Source organism: Pedobacter sp. W3I1 (genome assembly GCF_030816015.1).
Classification (GTDB): Bacteria; Bacteroidota; Bacteroidia; order Sphingobacteriales; family Sphingobacteriaceae; genus Pedobacter.
The window spans coordinates 3280874-3299510 of the sequence record NZ_JAUSXN010000001.1 but is presented as its reverse complement, the minus strand read 5'-3'; the positions used below and the strand labels follow the sequence as shown (position 1 = coordinate 3299510).

The 18637-nt window shown below is 37.9% G+C and carries 11 protein-coding genes and 1 other RNA gene; 6 read left to right on the top strand and 6 right to left on the bottom strand.

Annotation, left to right across the window (positions count from 1 at the left end):
* Positions 1–198: 198 nt before the first annotated feature.
* Positions 199–858, bottom strand: a complete 660-nt coding sequence (fsa, locus tag QF042_RS13805; RefSeq protein ID WP_307529298.1) for a fructose-6-phosphate aldolase — start codon at positions 856–858, stop codon at positions 199–201.
* 86 nt (positions 859–944) lie between these two features.
* An RNA gene (gene ffs, locus QF042_RS13800) (signal recognition particle sRNA small type) lies at positions 945–1044 on the bottom strand.
* 423 nt (positions 1045–1467) lie between these two features.
* Here ffs and gltB point away from each other — a divergent pair.
* The gene (gene gltB, locus QF042_RS13795) at positions 1468–5967 is read left to right on the top strand and encodes a glutamate synthase large subunit (RefSeq protein ID WP_307529296.1); all 4500 of its coding nucleotides are present in this window, start codon (positions 1468–1470) and stop codon (positions 5965–5967) included.
* Positions 5968–5970: 3 nt separating this feature from the next.
* Entirely contained in the window at positions 5971–7437 is a 1467-nt protein-coding gene (locus QF042_RS13790) for a glutamate synthase subunit beta (RefSeq protein ID WP_307529294.1), read from the top strand.
* A gap of 482 nt (positions 7438–7919) precedes the next feature.
* Here QF042_RS13790 and QF042_RS13785 read toward each other — a convergent pair whose 3' ends face one another.
* Positions 7920–9122 carry a DUF763 domain-containing protein gene (locus QF042_RS13785; RefSeq protein ID WP_307529292.1) on the bottom strand — a complete coding sequence of 401 codons (1203 nt, stop codon included), beginning with the start codon at positions 9120–9122 and terminating at the stop codon, positions 7920–7922.
* 521 nt (positions 9123–9643) lie between these two features.
* On the opposite strand from QF042_RS13785, the gene QF042_RS13780 reads away from it, so the two are divergent.
* Positions 9644–10747 carry a metallophosphoesterase gene (locus tag QF042_RS13780; protein ID WP_307529290.1) on the top strand — a complete coding sequence of 368 codons (1104 nt, stop codon included), beginning with the start codon at positions 9644–9646 and terminating at the stop codon, positions 10745–10747.
* Here QF042_RS13780 and QF042_RS13775 read toward each other — a convergent pair.
* Positions 10733–11824 (bottom strand): sensor histidine kinase KdpD, encoded by a 1092-nt coding sequence (locus QF042_RS13775; RefSeq protein WP_307529289.1) that lies wholly within the window; start codon positions 11822–11824, stop codon positions 10733–10735. The genes QF042_RS13780 and QF042_RS13775 overlap by 15 nt on opposite strands.
* Positions 11825–11981: 157 nt before the next feature.
* Between QF042_RS13775 and QF042_RS13770 the strand changes: the two genes are divergently transcribed.
* The gene (locus QF042_RS13770; RefSeq protein ID WP_307529287.1) at positions 11982–13448 is read left to right on the top strand and encodes a glycoside hydrolase family 130 protein; all 1467 of its coding nucleotides are present in this window, start codon (positions 11982–11984) and stop codon (positions 13446–13448) included.
* 209 nt (positions 13449–13657) lie between these two features.
* Here the strand turns inward: QF042_RS13770 and QF042_RS13765 are convergent, their stop codons facing one another.
* Complete coding sequence (locus QF042_RS13765) at positions 13658–15928, bottom strand: glycosyltransferase family 4 protein (protein ID WP_307529286.1); 2271 nt, start codon at positions 15926–15928, stop codon at positions 13658–13660.
* Between the two features lie 129 nt (positions 15929–16057).
* On the opposite strand from QF042_RS13765, the gene QF042_RS13760 reads away from it, so the two are divergent.
* A complete protein-coding gene (locus QF042_RS13760; RefSeq protein WP_307529284.1) occupies positions 16058–16828 on the top strand; it encodes a Ku protein in 771 nt (256 codons plus the stop codon).
* Positions 16829–17006: 178 nt separating this feature from the next.
* Here the strand turns inward: QF042_RS13760 and QF042_RS13755 are convergent, their stop codons facing one another.
* The gene (locus tag QF042_RS13755; RefSeq protein ID WP_307529281.1) at positions 17007–18125 is read right to left on the bottom strand and encodes an alpha/beta hydrolase; all 1119 of its coding nucleotides are present in this window, start codon (positions 18123–18125) and stop codon (positions 17007–17009) included.
* Between the two features lie 134 nt (positions 18126–18259).
* Here QF042_RS13755 and QF042_RS13750 point away from each other — a divergent pair, with 134 nt between their 5' ends.
* Positions 18260–18628 carry an STAS/SEC14 domain-containing protein gene (locus QF042_RS13750; RefSeq protein WP_307529279.1) on the top strand — a complete coding sequence of 123 codons (369 nt, stop codon included), beginning with the start codon at positions 18260–18262 and terminating at the stop codon, positions 18626–18628.
* The last annotated feature ends 9 nt before the right edge of the window (positions 18629–18637 follow it).

Sequence of the window (18637 nt, the reverse complement as noted above, 5' to 3'; positions counted from 1 at the left end):
GGGAAGGAGCGGATGAATAACTTCGTAAGTCAGAAGCTTCTGAAATTCTAATACGCTTTTCCCACCTCATACTTACAAAATCCTACAACGTCCAAACCCTTTGAGATTTCGTAAGATGCCCACAAACAAAAAATCCTAAGTCTTAAACCGGAAACCCGACTCAAGACTTAGGACTAAAGACTTTCGACTTATTTTATTCTATTTCCCGGCTGCTTTAGCGTGGTCAGCTAAAAATGTAGCTAAACCGCTATCGGTTAACGGGTGTTTTAATAAACCAACAATTGCAGCTAATGGTGCAGTAATTACATCAGCACCTAATTTAGCACAGTTTACAATGTGCAATGGTCCACGGATGGATGCCGCTAAAATCTGAGTTTCGTAACCGTAGTTATCAAAAATAGTTCTGATATCTTCAATTAAAGACAAACCATCGCTAGAAATATCATCTAAACGACCTAAAAATGGAGAAACGTAAGTAGCTCCTGCTTTGGCAGCCAATAAAGCCTGTCCGGCAGAGAAAATTAAAGTACAGTTTGTTTTAATTCCTTTTGAAGAGAAATATTTAATGGCTTTAACGCCATCTTTAATCATTGGAACTTTTACTACGATTTTCGGGTTTAAGGCCGCTAAAGCTTCACCTTCTTTAATAATCTCATCGAAAGTGGTTGCAATTACTTCAGCACTTACGTTATCATCAACGATATCGCAAATCGCTTTATAATGGTTAATTACATTTTGCTCACCTGTAATACCTTCTTTAGCCATTAAGCTAGGGTTGGTGGTTACGCCATCTAAAACGCCTAAGTCTTGCGCCTCTTTGATTTGATCAAGATTTGCTGTGTCAATAAAAAATTTCATGGTTATAAATTCTTAAATATTTGAGTTTCTATGATTGAACCCTGAAGAATTTAATTCCCCCTTCAGGGGATTAAGGGAAAAGAAAAAAAGGGCAAGCACCTTCTATCGCACCGCTACAACCTTCTACCCTTGCTGTGTTCCCACCCTGGGGGAGTTCAAAGGGAGCTGGTCGTAAAAGACTTGCCCGGCCACAAAGGTAGAAAAAGAAGTTGTTCCGCGAAATGCATTTTTGTATTTTTTTTTCTCTTTTAGGCTATGTGGCTGATTAATAAATTAATAAAATTAAAATGTGTATTTTTAGATAATAGAAGGAAATACAAGATGAGCAATATTTCGAGCACAATATTTATATATAAATAAAATATTCATAAATAAATCAATAAATAAAACGTTTTAGGCTGGATTTTAGCGGAAAAAGTGAATTTATTGTATAATATTACCATTATAAATTTGATAAATATTTATCGCTATTATTATCATTTTTTTAATTAAAATGCTTTAAATTACTTAAGGACTAAAATTTTTCTAAAAAGCGTGTCAACTCTGTAATTTAAAATTTGTTTTTCGTATCTTAGTGTTTCCTATACACTAACAACTAACGAGCAAAGAATGGAACCAAACAGTGGATTGTACGATGCGCAATTTGAACACGATGCCTGCGGTATTGGGTTCGTTGCACATGTGAAAGGGCGAAAATCGCATCAAATCATCTCTGATGCACTTACTATTTTAGAGAATCTAGATCATAGAGGGGCATGTGGAGCAGAACCAAATACAGGCGATGGTGCAGGTATTATGATTCAGATTCCTCACGAATTTTTTTATGACGAATGTTTAAAAGCTGGCTTTAGCCTGCCTGAAACCAATAATTATGGTGTAGGTATGTTATTTATGCCAAAGGATATCAGATCAAGAGAAGAGTGCAGAGAATTGATTTACCGTGCCGCCGAAAAACTAGGCCTGGAAATTCTAGGTTTTAGAAAAGTTGATGTTGATACAACAGATATTGGCAATATGGCCCTTTCTGTTGAACCAGAAATTGAGCAGGTATTTATTGCCCGTCCGTATGCGGTAGCGCCAGGCGCAGATTTCGAACGTAAACTTTATATTTTTAAAAACTACCTGATTAAACTGATCGTAAACACCGTTCACGGTGGTAAAGATTTTTATATTGTTTCGCTTTCAGCGCAAACCATTATATATAAAGGTCAGCTTACTTCATTACAGGTCCGTACCTATTTTACCGATCTTACCGATAAGCGCATGGTTTCTGCTTTAGGTTTAGTTCACTCCCGTTTTGCTACCAATACTTTCCCTTCATGGCGGTTAGCCCAACCATTCCGCTTTATTGCACATAATGGTGAGATTAACACCTTGCAAGGAAATTTAAACTGGTTTAGAGCAGGCGTTAAGTCTTTTGCTTCTGCTTACTTTACACCTGAAGAACTGGATATGTTACTGCCTGTTATTGATGAAACCAATTCAGATTCAGGCTGTTTAGATAATGTTATTGAATTGTTACTTCACGCTGGAAGAACCCTGCCTCATGTATTAATGATGTTGGTGCCAGAGGCATGGGATGGTAACGAAGATATGGATCCTGTTAAAAGGGCATTCTACGAATTCCATGCGACTTTGATGGAACCATGGGATGGACCTGCAGCGATTGCTTTTACCGATGGTAAATTAATTGGTGCTACTTTAGATCGTAACGGTCTTCGTCCTTCCCGTTATGCCATTACTTCTGATGACCGTGTTATTATGGGTTCAGAGGCTGGTGCATTAGCCATCGATCAAAGTACAGTAATCGAAAAAGGCCGTTTAACGCCTGGTAAAATGTTCGTTGTTGATATGGAGCAAGGCAGAATTATCAGCGATAACGAAATAAAAGAAGAAGTGTGTGGTAAAAGCCCTTATGCCGATTGGATTAATCAATATCAGATCCGTTTAGAGGAATTACCAGAGCCACGTGTAATGTTTACTGGCTTATCTACTGAATCTATTTTTAAATATCAACAGGTTTTTGGTTACAGCAGGGAAGATGTAGATCTTTTGCTCAAGCCAATGGCAATTGAAGGAAAAGAACCAATTGGTTCAATGGGTACTGATACGCCATTAGCTATTTTATCAAAACGTCCTCAGCACTTATCATCTTATTTTAAGCAGTTATTTGCACAGGTAACCAACCCGCCAATTGATCCGATCAGGGAGAAAGTAGTGATGAGTTTGGCCAGTTTTATGGGGAGCATGGGCAACTTGTTAGAAGAAACGCCAAAACAGGCACACTGTGTCGCCATTAAACATCCTATCTTAACCAATCAGGAATTAGAGAAATTAAGAAGTATTGATACAGGTGTTTTCCAGGCGAAAACATTACAAACTTATTTCAGAGCTGATGGCAAGCCAGGCGCTATGGCAAAAGCCTTAGACCGTTTGTGCCGTTATGCCGTTGATGCGGTTGAAGATGGTTTCCAGGTAATTGTATTAACCGATAGGGCTATTGACTCTGAGCATGCGGCAATGCCTTCTTTATTGGCCGTTTCTGCTGTACACCATCACTTAATCCGCAAAGGATACCGTGGTGCTGTTGGTATTGTGATAGAGGCTGGTGATATCTGGGAAGTACATCATTTCGCCACTTTATTAGGTTTTGGCGTTACAGCAATAAACCCTTACCTGGCTTTAGAAACCATTAATGAGTTTAAAGAAGAATCGGGTTTATCAGCAGAACAGCTGACTAAAAATTATATCTACGCGGTAAATAGCGGTTTACTTAAAATTTTCTCTAAAATGGGAATCTCTACCTTGCAGTCATACCAGGGTGCGCAGATTTTCGAAATTTTAGGTTTAAACAAACAAGTAGTGAACACTTACTTCACCGGAGCTGTTTCACGTATTGGCGGCTTAGGCCTGGATGAAATTGCAAAAGAAACTTTAATCAAACATCACCGCAGTTTTGGTCCGCTAACACTGACCGAAAACTTGCTGCCGGCAGGTGGAACTTATAAATTCCGTCGTAAAGGTGAAGCGCATTTGTTTAATCCGCAAACCATTCACTTGTTGCAAAATGCAACACGTAAAAACGATTACAATATTTTCAAACAATACTCTAAGTTGGTGAATGAGCAAACACAACAGGCTTACACCATCCGTGGATTGTTCGAATTTAACTATATCCGCCCATCAGTACCTTTAAATGAGGTAGAACCTACCGAGGCAATCTTAAAAAGATTTGCTACTGGTGCAATGTCGTTTGGTTCAATTTCTCACGAGGCACACTCTACTTTAGCTATTGCCATGAACCGTATCGGTGGAAAGAGCAATACCGGAGAGGGTGGTGAAGATGAAATGCGTTATACTAAATTGCCAAATGGTGATAGCATGCGTTCAGCGATTAAACAAGTGGCCTCTGCACGTTTTGGTGTAACGAGTTATTATTTAACCAATGCGGATGAGTTACAGATTAAAATGGCTCAGGGTGCTAAACCAGGAGAAGGTGGTCAGTTACCCGGACACAAAGTAGATGATTGGATTGCAAAAGTTCGTCACTCTACACCAGGGGTTGGTTTAATTTCTCCTCCGCCTCACCACGATATTTATTCGATCGAAGATTTAGCACAGTTAATTTTCGATTTAAAAAATGCTAACCGTGCCGCCAGGATCAATGTGAAATTGGTTTCTAAAGCTGGTGTGGGTACTATTGCAGCCGGTGTTGCCAAAGCACATGCCGATGTAATTTTAGTGTCTGGTTTTGATGGTGGAACGGGAGCATCTCCTTTAACATCTATCCAACACGCTGGTTTACCATGGGAGTTAGGTTTAGCAGAAGCACACCAAACTTTGGTTAAAAACAAACTGCGTAACCGTATCGTGTTACAAACAGATGGACAGCTTAAAACTGGTAGAGATATCGCTATTGCAGCATTATTAGGTGCCGAAGAATGGGGTGTTGCTACAGCAGCCCTGGTAACTTCGGGATGTATTATGATGCGTAAATGCCACTTAAATACTTGTCCGGTTGGTGTTGCAACACAAGATCCGGAATTAAGAAAACTCTTTACTGGTGATGCAGATCATGTGGTGAACTTATTTTATTTCCTTGCTGAAGAATTACGTGAGATTATGGCTGAATTAGGTTTCAGAACCATCCACGAAATGATAGGCCAGGCTGATATTTTAAAAGTACGCGAATTGCCAGCCGAAGACTGGAAATTGAAACACCTTGATTTATCAGCTGTATTATATAAAGCGGAAGAAAATGGTTTGCCTTTATTTAATACAGAAGGACAGGACCATGGTTTAGATCATGTTTTAGATCATCAGTTAATTGCCGCAGCACAACCTGCCATTGATCATAACGAACCGGTTTTTGCCAGCTTCAATGTGAAAAATACCGACCGTGCACTAGGTACCATGTTATCGAATGAAATATCGAAAGTTCATTTAGGAGCTGGTTTACCTCCAGATACGATCAACTTTAAGTTTGTAGGTTCTGCCGGACAGAGTTTCGGCGCTTTCAATACCCGTGGGGTAACATTATCACTGGAAGGTGAAGCGAACGATTACGTGGGTAAAGGATTATCAGGCGCTAGACTGGCTATTTATCCTTTCTCCAACTCAACCTTTGTCCCTGAGCAAAATATCATTATCGGTAACGTTGCCCTTTATGGCGCAACTTCTGGTGAGTTATTTGCCCGTGGTAAAGCAGGTGAGCGTTTCGCAGTACGCAACTCTGGTGCAACAGCTGTTGTTGAAGGAGTAGGCGATCACGGTTGTGAATACATGACAGGTGGTGAAGTGTTAATTCTTGGTGATACCGGAAGCAATTTCGCTGCTGGTATGAGTGGTGGTGTAGCCTGGGTTTATGATGCCAATGGAACTTTTGCACGTAAGTGCAACAAAGAAATGGTTGATTTAGATCCGCTGCAAGCTGAAGATGAAGAGCGTATTTTAGCCTTACTTAAAACGCATATCCGCTTAACGGATAGCAGAGTAGCTGAGTTTATCTTAAGCGACTGGAAAACTCAATCTGCTCATTTTGTAAAAGTATTCCCTAAAGAATACAAAGCAGTTTTAAGCAAACGTAATCAACAAGTAAAAACACACTAGGCCATGGGAAAAGTAACAGGATTTCAAGAATACGATAGAGTTGCGCCCACCAGAGAAGAGGCTGCAACACGTGTAAAACACTATGGGGAATTTTTAAACGAATTACCTTCAAAAGAATTAAATAATCAAGCTGCCCGTTGTATGGATTGCGGCGTACCTTTCTGTCAATCAGGTTGCCCGCTGGGTAATGTGATACCAGAATTTAACGACGCTGTTTATCAGGCTAAATGGGAACTAGCTGCCAATATTTTATTAAGCACCAATAATTTCCCTGAATTTACGGGTAGAATTTGCCCTGCACCATGCGAATCAGCATGTGTGTTAGGCATTAACCGCCCGCCGGTTTCTATCGAGGAAATTGAAAAACACATTATCGAAATTGCTTTCGAAAAAGGATTTATCAAAGCAAAAGCACCATTAATCAGAACTGGTAAAAAAGTTGCTGTAATTGGTTCAGGTCCTGCGGGCTTAGCAGCTGCTGCTCAGTTAAATAAAGTTGGACACGAAGTTACAGTTTTCGAACGTGATGATGCTCCAGGTGGTTTATTGAGGTATGGTATTCCTGATTTTAAACTACAGAAAAATGTAGTGGACCGCCGTATCGATTTAATGAAAGAAGAAGGTATCATCTTTAAATGTAATGCCAATGTAGGCGAAAATGTTGAAATAGGCACTTTGTTGCGCGATTTCAATGCGATTGTATTGGCTGGTGGTTCAACTATTCCACGCGATTTACCAATTGATGGCCGTTCGGCTAAAGGGGTGCATTTTGCAATGGATTTCTTAAAGCAACAAAATAAACGTGTAGCGAGCAGAGCTGTTGAAGCAGAAGATATTATGGCTACCGGTAAAAATGTAATCGTAATTGGTGGTGGTGATACCGGATCTGACTGTATCGGTACATCTAACCGTCATGGTGCAAAATCAGTTACGCAGTTCGAAATTATGCCGATGCCGCCACAGACCCGTAACGAGCATATGCCTTGGCCAAATTATCCAATGTTGCTAAAAAATACTTCTTCTCACGAGGAAGGTGCACAAAGGGCTTGGTCGGTAAATACGAAAAACTTTATTGCTGATGAAAAAGGGAATCTTAAAGCATTAAAAGTAGTTGATGTAGAATGGGAGATTGATGCAAACGGACGTCCGGTTACTTTTAAAGAAGTGGCTGGTACCGAAAGAGATCTTCCATGTGAGTTGGTACTTTTAGCAATGGGTTTCTTACATCCTCAAAAAGAAGGTTTAATTGAGAAATTGGGCGTGGAGTTAGATAACCGCGGAAACGTAAAAGCATCTGAACACACGTACCAAACCAATATTGCTAAGATTTTTGCCGCAGGTGATGTTCGCCGCGGACAATCATTAGTAGTTTGGGCCATTTCAGAAGGTAGAGAAGCTGCCCGTAAGGTAGACGAATACTTAATGGGAACAACTAAACTGGCATCGAAAGATGCAGTTGCATACGCTTAGTAGGTTTTAAATTCTATATTTTTAGGGTCGTGGTGCAAACCACGACCTTTTTTGTTTATGGCGTTAAATCCGTGTTTGGTGGCTCACCAAACAATTTGTTAAGATTATACCAACTACAATTATTTTTTTGCCACGGAAACGCTGAGAACACAGAGTTGGTTAACCACGGATAAATAGGATGAACACAGATTTATTAATGTCGTGAGAAAAAATGGTCTTTGAAGATCCTTTCGACTATGCTATCGTTAACAAATCTCGTAAGAAAGGTCGTCATTTCGACTGAAGCGAAGAGAAATGGAGAAATCTTTTAACATAGTTCAAAGATTTCTCCACTACGGTCGAAATGACGATACCCCCGACGCTATTCACTTCCTTAAAATCTTGTCATCTATATGATTTTATATAATAAATTACTCCTCAGAATGACAAATCTGGAAATAGATTTAGAGCGTCCCGTATTGCCGTGGCAAAACAAATCCTACTTAAAACAACTTCAACTGCTCGTCTCTCGGTGGTTTCTCTTTCCCAAAAACGGTTCTGCCACCATATTTCCAGCTTTCAGCACGTTCTTTTTGAATCACCTTTTCAAAATCCATATTCGGAACAAAGTCTTTTTCTGCATTACGGGCAATTTGATGTAGCGATTTTATTGCTTGTTGCTTATCGGTATTTCCAATCTTCGCTTTTTCAATTGCTTTTTGCAAAACACTTATCGTTTCATCATAAACATTTACCGGAACCGGGAAGGGATGCCCATCTTTGCCGCCATGTGCAAAGGAATAACGGGCAGGATCAGTAAATCGGGAAGGCGTACCATAAATTACCTCACTCACTAAAGCCATTGATTGTAAGGTTCTTGGGCCCATGCCTTCGAGCAATAATAATTCCTCAAAATCTCTCGGTTGCTTTTCTTGTGCCAGCCACAAAATACTTCCTAAACGTTTTAAATCTACATCTTTTGATTTTACGTCATGATGATTGGGTAATACCAGCTTTTGTATTTCACTAAGCATCCGCGTTGGCGATTCAGCTGTAATACTCATCATGCTCTGCCTTGTCTGATCAGCCTCATTAGCCGTTAGGTTCAGTATCTTGCCTTGATTAATACCACAAATACCCGTATGCGGTTCTTCGACAAAAGATTTTAAGTTTTCAGAATGCCAGTGGTATCTTCGCGCTGTTGAGCTGCTATCGCTCATGCCTTGTTGCACCACTGCCCAATCGCCTTCGTTGCTTAAAATAAAACTATGAAGGTATAATTGAAATCCATCTTGAATGGCAGTATTGTCTACCTTTGCACTAAGTTTACTAGCCCGAACCAATTCTGTTCCATTTAACCCAGTTTGATCAGCAATTTTTAAAAGTTCATTTGGAGTTTCTCTGCTGTGTTTTCCTTTGCCTCCACAAATGTAAATTCCCAACTCTTTTGATAACGGATTAATCGATTTCTTCAAAGCCCCCATCACCGATGTGGTAATTCCTGAAGAATGCCAATCCATACCCATTACCGCACCTAAGCTTTGAAACCAAAAAGGACTGCTTAAACGACGTATTACTTCTGCTTTACCGTATTCTAATAGTATAGCTTCTGTTATCGCTAAACCAAGTGTAGCCATACGCTGCGCCAACCATGGTGGTACATGGCCGTAATGTAAGGGTAAATCTGCGCTTCCTGATCTTTTCAATACTAACAAATTTAGTAAAAAAAATTTAATTGAATACTTTTATTTCCCATTCGGAATAAAATGAACAAATCCCTAGCGAATGACAGATTTAGAAATCAGTCATCATTGCTAGGAGGAATCCCGAATTTTCGGGAAAGCAATCTTTTCTGTTTGCTATAAGATTGCTTCATCCGACATATTTCCGAAACCTAAAAGCTAAAACGTTAATTATAATGATTTTTATGAAATAATTAATTCTACCATTGACAGATTTCTATAGAGGGGTCGTCATTGCGAGGAGGAACGACGAAGCAATCTTTCCTACTAGTGATCCTGCTATAAAGATTGCTTCGTCGGCTGAAAAAGCCTTCTCGCAATGACGATAATCTATTGAGATTTATCTCCTTAAATATCATGTCATTATATTAATTTTTATACAATAAATTATCCCTCAGAAATGACAGTTACGATGAAACAAAACGATTCATGATATTTTTTGTTATTTTAAGAAACTATAATACTTAGCTAAGGCTCATTTATACATGCGAAAATTCTTACAACGTTTACTCAGTGCCTGGATCATTCGCATGTCGAATAAATTTGGTTCAAGGCCCAACCGTAAACGTATCCACGCTGCTTTAAATAAACTTTACAAAAACATCAATGCAGCACCTGGCAAACGAGGGCTTATTTTTGAAGTTGCAGATACAGATAAATTTATCATTTTATCAGATCAGCATAAAGGTGCCCGCGATTATGCCGATGATTTTACGTTAGCCGAAAAGAATTACCTAAAAGCACTCGAATACTACGACCAACAAGATTTCCATTATATAAATCTGGGAGATAGCGAGGAACTTTGGGAGAATTTGCTGGAAACTGTAATTAAACACAATAAGGATACTTTCGAAGCAGAAAAAGCTTTTATTTCGAAAAACCATTTCACTAAGATATTTGGTAACCATGATTTATATTGGGATAATGATCCTTTAGCCGGATTTAACCTCAATAGAATTTACGGAACTAAAATCCGTATTTACGAAGGGGCCATATTAAGGATGCCGGTGGGAGAAAGTAAACTTGATATTTTCCTAACCCACGGACATCAGGGCGATTTACAAAGTGATGGAAACTGGTTCAGCAAATGGTTTGTAAGTACCATCTGGGCACCACTACAGTCGTACCTTCAAATTAACCCCAATACACCCGCCTACGATAACCAGCTTAAAACAGCCCATAATGCACTGATGTACAATTGGGTAACTACAAAAAAGAACATAGCCTTAATTACCGGGCACACGCATCAGCCCGTTTTCGCATCTTTAACGCATTTGGAGCGGATTTATATAAAATTAAACAAAGCCAAAAAGGAAAAGAATGCCAGTGAGCTTGCTTTTTTAAACACAGAACTTCATAAACGGATAAAAGAAGGAGATAAAGCACCACGCTTCGGCAAATACAAGCCTGGTTACTTTAATAGTGGATGCTGTTGTTTTAGTGATGGCGATATAACTGGTATCGAAATTGATAACGGTTTTATAAGACTAATAAAATGGTCGTATCATAGAAACGCCATACCAGAGAGGATTTTACTCGAAGAAATGAAACTCAGTGATTTATCAGATTTAAACCTATTTAATGGGTAACGTTACATAAAAAGTTGTACCCAAATCTTTTCCATCACTTTCAACCCATAACTTCCCTTTATGGATATCAACCAGTGCATTGGCAGTAATCAGCCCTAATCCATAGGTATTTTCCTGATTTGTACTTACCGAACTCAGCTGAGCGAATTTCATAAAAACTTTACCCAAATCTTCTTCAGTTAAGCCCACGCCATTGTCTTTTATCGCAATAGTAACCTCGTTCTCAGCCATTTGATTGGTGATGTAAATCTCTTTTCCTATCGATGAAAACTTAATGGCATTATTAATCAACTCACTAAAAACTATCACTAGTTTATCAGGGTCAGCAAAAATTTCAACAGGCTCCTTAATATCAATTAAAACGGTTTGGTTTTTACGCTTAAGAGATAAATTGAGTCCTAGTTTTACCTGTTCTAATATTTCTTTTAAATCTACTTTATCTTTTTTTGGCTTAAAGGAGTTAGCTTCTTTTCGGGCAGCACTTAAAATGTCATTCAGGTTATCAATCATTTTTTTCGATTGTGCATTAATCTTACCAGCAATTAATGAAGCCTTGTCCTCAATACCCGGAATGCGTCCTAGTAATTCAGATTGAAGTGAAATGGTCGTCATCGGGTTTTTAAGATCATGAATAAGTACATGTAAACGATCATCGTAGGCCCTTAAAGTTCTTCTAATTGCCATTCTAGACGCTAATTTTTCCATTACCATATTGGCTAAACGCTGTAACATTTTTAGCTGCTGCTCTTCGGCTGATTTAAATTTAGTATCGGCAACGTAAATCAGACCAAGTTCATCACCCTCAGGCGAGAGGATTGGAGTTGAAGCAAAAAAAGCAAATGCATCATTTTTTAGGGGTAACCCAATCGATGATCCCACCTGAGCTTTCATAAACATATTCCCATCTGTCTGAAAACCGATACCTGCATTCGGAACATCAAATATTTCAGCTGCCAATTGTGCAATCTGATCAAAAGCACTTTCTGCAGGTGTGCTTAAAATTTCATCGTATTTTAATTTTCCTAAACGCAAGGTTTCATCTGATGGAATCATGTTATCTGCTTTTTCGTAATGCATTTAAGGTTAATTAAATATATAAATGTGAATAACTAAAGATAAAAATTATGTGTAAATACTGTAAATATATAAACAATTAAGTCGTAAATTTCGTTAATTTAAAGTTAAAGGACATAAGACGAAAAGCGTTAAATTACTATCAAAAACAGCTTAAATAATGAGATTATACATAGAACGTAAACCTGTTAAGGTTAACCCGGATACCAAAAGAGTTATTGCACGTTTTTTTTTTAACGGAGAGGAGAGAGCATTAGAAGTAATTAAGAAGGTTTTAGAGTTTTCAGATGAAAAAGTGTTTTCGCTGATATCGCCCATATTACAGGAATATTCGAAAAGACACCGGAATATTACCAAGATTTTAACCCGGCACTGTAAAAAATTAAAAAAACAATTCGCGGTATTAGGCACAGAATTCGAAGATATTGATGAATATACCAGATTGCTGATTGGTGCATATTTTACACATGAATACTCCATAGAATCGGCCGCTTTTTTTAATCCGAGTATTGTTGATGATCCCGATCAAACTGATTTAGTAGAGGGTGAAAAGCGGGTAATTATCAGCTTCAGGGCTGTAGGTGAGGGGCATATTTCTTCAATTGTTTTTCGGCGTGCTTTAATTGATAAAGACAATAATATCCAGGTTTTACCTGTTGGAAATTATGTTGATGAGGCTGAGGTGGTAAAGAATGCCATTTACGTTAAAAAATTATTTCTAAAAAAAGCCGCTTATGCACAAATAGATCCTTCTGTATTAGAAGAAATTGAATTAAAACTCGATGATAAATTTGAATACACCAGCTTAAGTAATATCATTAAAGATTCTAAAAGTTTATATAAAGAAAATCCAACTCGGCTAATCGAGTACGATAAAATACTTTGGCTATCAGACACTTACCATACCATAACTTTTTCAAAAGATACTGACATTTCTGATCGTGTAATCTTTCCAATTTCAGAATTTGAACGTAAAGGGATTGAAGACGCACGTTTTGTGAAATTTATTAAAGACGATGGTAAAATATTATACTACGCCACTTATACCGCATTTGATGGTTCTTTAATTATTCCAAAATTAGTACAAACTGAAGATTTTTATGAGTTTAAAGTGATTCCACTTTATGGCGATGGTGCACAGAATAAGAACCTGGCGCTATTCCCACGAAAAATTAAAGGAAAATATGTGATGATGAGCCGGATAGATGGCTGGAATAATTATCTGATGTTTTCTGATAAAGTTAATGTTTGGGAAAACCCGGTTCTTTTAAAACAACCGCGCTACGATTGGGAGCTGGTACAGATTGGCAATTGTGGTTCTCCGATAGAAACAGAAAAAGGATGGATTGTAATTACACATGGGGTGGGGCCAATGCGTAGGTACTGTATTGGAGTAAGTTTATTGGATCTTGAAGACCCAAGTATAGAAATAGGCCATTTAAAAGAACCGTTAATTATTCCTAACAATGATGAACGTGAAGGTTATGTGCCCAATGTGGTATATTCCTGCGGATCGATTATCAGTAACGGCGAATTAATTATTCCTTATGGTTTATCTGATTACAGTTCTTCGTTTGCAACTGTAAATCTGGAATTGTTACTGGCTAAATTGCTCGAGAATAATTAGAGGTTTATCTGCTCGATCGTCCTGCTGAACTTATTTTAGCATCTGCAATAAAAGGGTAGATAGACCCTGAAATAAATTTACTTCGTAGCTTTCCGCTGCGCTACAGGTCAGGGTGACGGCCATCTAGTAAAATTAGTCAATTAACACTGCATAAAAAAGGCTGGTTCATTTCTGAGCCAGCCTTAATGTTTCCAAGACAAATTAAACTTCTAGCTACATTTATCTGCCTCCATTAAGGGAGAAGACAAAGTTTCATATTCTGCTTCTGCAGCTTTCAAGATAGCTAAATGCGAAATAAAATAAGCCAATGTACTTTCTGCACCTTGATTTCTGTTTACGCTGTTAAACTGCAATCCATCCGCACAACCATGGGTTTCAAAATCGTATAAAGGAATATGCAGGCTGTTTTTGCCCAAAAACCACATATAACTAATATGCATTAAATTCAAATATTTATCATCTTTAGTAATCTCGAAGGTTTTTGCATACAATAAAACCATCGCCATCGTTTCTATAGCCTGTTGATCGTAAATTGGATTTTTACCATGTTTTTTCATCCATCCGGCATTTCCGACAGGATTTAAATATCCGTTTTCGAATGAGAAACCATTCAAAAATTCGATACTTTCCATTGCAATCTTGTACGATTCTCTGTTCCCTGTAGCCTCATAATGATGAAGTAAAGCCAAAGGTAAAATTGCATTGTCATAGGTTAGAATATCTTCAAACCAATGCCAGTCGCCCTCTTTATTTTCTTTATAAGAAGCCACCAATGAACTGGCTAACGTATTAATTTCATTGGTAATCAATTCATCTCCTGGCTGGGTACACAGATAATAAGATAATCCAATAATGGTATTTGCTCTTCCCCGTAAATATTTTAATTTTTTAAAGTGTTTTACAGAATGTGAGAACAATTCCCTTCCAAATTCACGATATGAGTTATTTGGCGCCCTACAAACTAAATATCCCAATGCCCAAATGGTTCTGCCAAATGAATCTTCAGACCCTACTTCATCTAAATATTGTCTGTTAAAACTCAAAAAATTCCTGAAATTACCATCATCGGTTTGCATATATTGAATAAAGCTTAAATAAACAGGCATGAGTTTTAAAGCTTTAGGGTTTTTATCCTGTTCCACAGCCATTAACGCCATAATTAATGCCCTGGCATTATCATCAATACAATAGCCTTCCTTCAGGTTTGGAATGCCAAAACGGGCATGTTGTATAATTCCTGTATCATCAGTTAGTAACGAAATATGATTTAAACTAAGCGCAGGCATACCTTCTACATCGATTATCGGTGGGATAGTCCGTTCGGCTTTGGTTTTTGCTGATAACGCCTCATTTAACACTTTAAGATAAACACTTCCGATAGCCGGCCAACGGAGATTTAAGCCATACTCATAAGCATTTTGCTTCAGTTTTTGATATTTATCGTTATCACTTAAAAGTTCATTAATAATGCTGGCCAGTTGCGCATCATTTTTAAAATCAAATAATTTGCCTCTGTTATCGGCTAAAAGCTCTTGTGCATGCCAATATGGGGTAGAAACAACTGCGGCACCTGCACCAATGGCATATGATAAAGTTCCGCTGGTGATCTGGGCTTCATTTAAATAAGGCGTGATGTATAAATAACAGGCCGTTAAATACTGATGCAACTCTTCTTCAGATACAAATTTATTAACGAAAGCAATATTATTTTCAACGCCTAAATCTTTCGCCAATGCTTTCAAACTGTCGCGATATTCTTCACCATTATGTTTTACTACGCCAGGATGGGTATTGCCTAATATCACGTATAAAACATCAGGATGTTGCGCTACGATGTCGGGTAGAGCTTTAATTACGGTTTCTAAACCTTTGTTTCTACTAATTAAGCCAAATGTAAAAAGCACTTTTTTACCTCTGAATAATTCGCTCTGCGCAATTTCATTATTTATCACAGGCTCCAAATCCGGCACACCATGTTCTATCAGTTTAATAGATGCTTTCGGAATTTGATATACACTGGTTAAAAACATAACAGCCTTTTTGCTCATCACCACTAATTTAGCCGATTTAAGCGCAATCTCCTTTATAATGGTTTGCTGCATAAAATTTGGCTCTTTTAAAACGGTATGTAAAATGGTAATGAATGGCTTTTTTAACCTATTAATTAACGATAGTAAAAATACACCACTATTACCGCCATATATGCCAAATTCATGCTCAATAATGCAGGTATCTACGTCACTGTTATTGATAAAATCAGCGGCTTCGATATAATCCTGTTGATTTTGTTGACGGATAACGAATTTTACTTCGTTTGGATAATGATGTTCATTAACATCGTCTGATTCATTTAAGGCAATTACAAAACTTTTCTGTGAATTATAAGCAGGATTTAAAGTTAAGGCATTAACCAAATTCTGATTAAATGTAGCTAAACCGCATTCACGAGGAGGATAAGTTGAAATATAGGCTATTTTCATATGTATTCAAATAGGTTTGATACTTAAATAACATTGTATTATCTAAATAGTTTGTAATTTCCTCAATTTACGCTTAATAAAGCCAAAACAATCTGATTTAGACACTTGTTAGTAAGTAAATATTTAGCTATGAGATCAATATGGAAAGGTTCGATTGGATTTGGTTTGGTAAACATCCCGGTTAAGTTGTTTTCCGGTGTCCAGAATAGTAACCTCGATTTAGATATGCTCGATGAACGTGATCATGCCAAGATTAAATTTATAAGAGTGAATGAAAATAGCCATAAAGAGGTGCCTTATGAAAAAATAGTTAAAGGCTATTTTTTAAAAGACAGGTACGTTATTTTAGATAAACACGATTTTGAAGAGGCTGCACCTGAAAAAACTAAAATTATTGAACTGGAGAATTTTGTTGATATAAAAGATATTAATCCTATTTATTACGAAACTTCTTATTATACCGAGCCTGAAAAGCAGGGTAAAAAAGCTTATGGATTATTGCTAAAGGCATTAGAGAAATCGGGTAAGGCTGGCATAGCCAGGTTCGTATTAAGAAACACAGAAAATCTTTGTGTAATCCATCCGATGGAACAGGTAATTGTAATTACAAAAATCAGATTTGAACAGGAAATCAGGAGCTTATCAGAAATTAATAAGGTTGATGATATTACCATCACCAAAAAGGAAATGGATGTTGGTTTAGCTTTGATTAAACAATATAGTTCAAAATTCGATTTAAGTGCCTTTAAAGATGATTACAGCAGTGAATTATTAAAGATTATCAAAGCAAAAGCTAAAGGAAAACGAGCAACGGTTAAAAAGATGAAACCTCAAAAAGCTTCAAGCGATGATTTGTATGATCAATTGATGCAGAGTTTGGGTTCGAAGAAAGGGGCATAGTTAGGTTTAGAGGTTAGCGTAAAGGGTTTAGGGTTTGTACTACAACCAGAAATACATTTGGGGCTTGAGGCAATGTAGTAGTTAGGCAAATTCAAAAAATAATTTAACCACAGATATAAAGGATGGACACAGATACCAAGATCCGTGTTTATCTGTGTCCATCTGTGGTTAAAAACGCTTATTTAAAAGCAGCTTTCAATTGATTCGCTACATAAGCCTGTGCCGCTTTTGCTTCTGGCACAAGCAGCGCCATACCAAAGAATTCATGTGTCACGCCCTCATAATTTTTACTGTCAACTTTTACCCCGGCAGCTTTCATTTTATCAGCCAGCATTACACCATCATCGTGTAAAGGATCTATTTCGGCCGTTATAATGGTTGTGGCTGGGAGCCCTTTTAAATTGGCATTAACCAGTGATATTTTAGGGTCCTGCGCTTCAATCATAGTGTTTAAGTATTTTTCCGTAAACCAGCTCATCATTGCTTTGTTTAATGGTTTTGCATTTTCATACATTTTATATGATTCAGTATTCATATCTGCCTGAGCGATAGGATAGATCAAAACTTGGTGCACAGGAAGCATAATGTGTTTGTCTCTGGCCATAATGGACACGTTTGCCGCTAAATTACCACCTGCACTTTCGCCAACAACTGCAATCTTAGCCGGATCTGCCTTTAAATCAACCGCATTTTTTACTGCCCATTCGTAAGCTGTAAAAGCATCGTTATGCGCTGTAGGAAACTTATTTTCGGGTGCTAAGCGGTAGGCTACTGAAACTACAATTGCACCTACCTGCTCGGCCAAAGCCTGTGCAGATGCATGATAAACAGCTAAATTGGCAAGCACAAAACCGCCACCATGATAGTAAACAATGAGTGGATAAGGTCCGTTTCCTTCTTTGGGCGTATAAATGCGTAGATGGATTTTACCTCCGCTTACATCAATATCTTTACCCATGGTATCTAGCTTAGCAGCTGGTACAGTGATGTTGTTTTGTTTTACCAAATCCATCACGGCATCTGTTGGCGTATGATTCTTACGCGCATCAGCAGCACTTAAAGTCTCTATAGGCTTATCTCCATAACTACTTAATTTTTCGATAACTACCTGCATTTCCGGCTTTATTGTTTTTCCCCATTCGGGCGCTGGTCCTGCAGGTTTTAATGCAGCCATTACCGTAGAATCAGTTATAGTCGAATCGGTAACGGTAGTCGTTTTTGTTCCGCCCGTACAGGCAGAAAGCAAAACAGCCAGCCCACAAACAAGAGTAAGAGGTTTTAACAAGTTGGTTTTCATAGGATCGTTTTATATAAATATTGTTTCTATAACAGTATAGGTAAGATAGTGTTTTTGCCGCTACACAATTTCAGAATTTATTTAAATAGCAAACATCTTGGCGAATTAGTGTGTTCTTAACTAAACGAAATTTTATGCTAACAGAAATAACAGGACTACCAGATCATATTTTTGGTGTAAGAGCTACTGGGGAAGTGACGAATGACGATGTAAAGAGCGTTTTATTAACCGGCTTGAAAAGAACCGCTGAGCGATTTAAGGAAATCAGGTATCTACTTGTCTTAGAAACCGACGTAAAAAATTTCACAGCTGGAGCATGGGTAGAGGATGTTAAAGCTGGCTTACAGCATTTTACCAAATGGAAAAAAATTGCCGTAGTAAGTGCCGAAAAAGGAGTGGAGTGGTTTACTGATATTTTCACAGTAGCTACGCCAGGTAAATCTAAAGGCTTTAAACCGGAAGAGATAGAAGATGCAAAAGCATGGCTAAATACTGAAGACTAATTATTAAAA

Bases quoted from the DNA above. Each gene is read 5' to 3' on its own strand.
- QF042_RS13770 (WP_307529287.1), top strand. From the start codon at position 11,982: ATGAGATTATACATAGAACGTAAACCTGTTAAGGTTAACCCGGATACC.
- fsa (WP_307529298.1), bottom strand. From the start codon at position 858: ATGAAATTTTTTATTGACACAGCAAATCTTGATCAAATCAAAGAGGCG.
- QF042_RS13775 (WP_307529289.1), bottom strand. From the start codon at position 11,824: ATGCATTACGAAAAAGCAGATAACATGATTCCATCAGATGAAACCTTG.
- gltB (WP_307529296.1), top strand. From the start codon at position 1,468: ATGGAACCAAACAGTGGATTGTACGATGCGCAATTTGAACACGATGCC.
- QF042_RS13790 (WP_307529294.1), top strand. From the start codon at position 5,971: ATGGGAAAAGTAACAGGATTTCAAGAATACGATAGAGTTGCGCCCACC.
- QF042_RS13760 (WP_307529284.1), top strand. From the start codon at position 16,058: ATGAGATCAATATGGAAAGGTTCGATTGGATTTGGTTTGGTAAACATC.
- QF042_RS13755 (WP_307529281.1), bottom strand. From the start codon at position 18,125: ATGAAAACCAACTTGTTAAAACCTCTTACTCTTGTTTGTGGGCTGGCT.
- QF042_RS13750 (WP_307529279.1), top strand. From the start codon at position 18,260: ATGCTAACAGAAATAACAGGACTACCAGATCATATTTTTGGTGTAAGA.
- QF042_RS13780 (WP_307529290.1), top strand. From the start codon at position 9,644: ATGCGAAAATTCTTACAACGTTTACTCAGTGCCTGGATCATTCGCATG.
- QF042_RS13765 (WP_307529286.1), bottom strand. From the start codon at position 15,928: ATGAAAATAGCCTATATTTCAACTTATCCTCCTCGTGAATGCGGTTTA.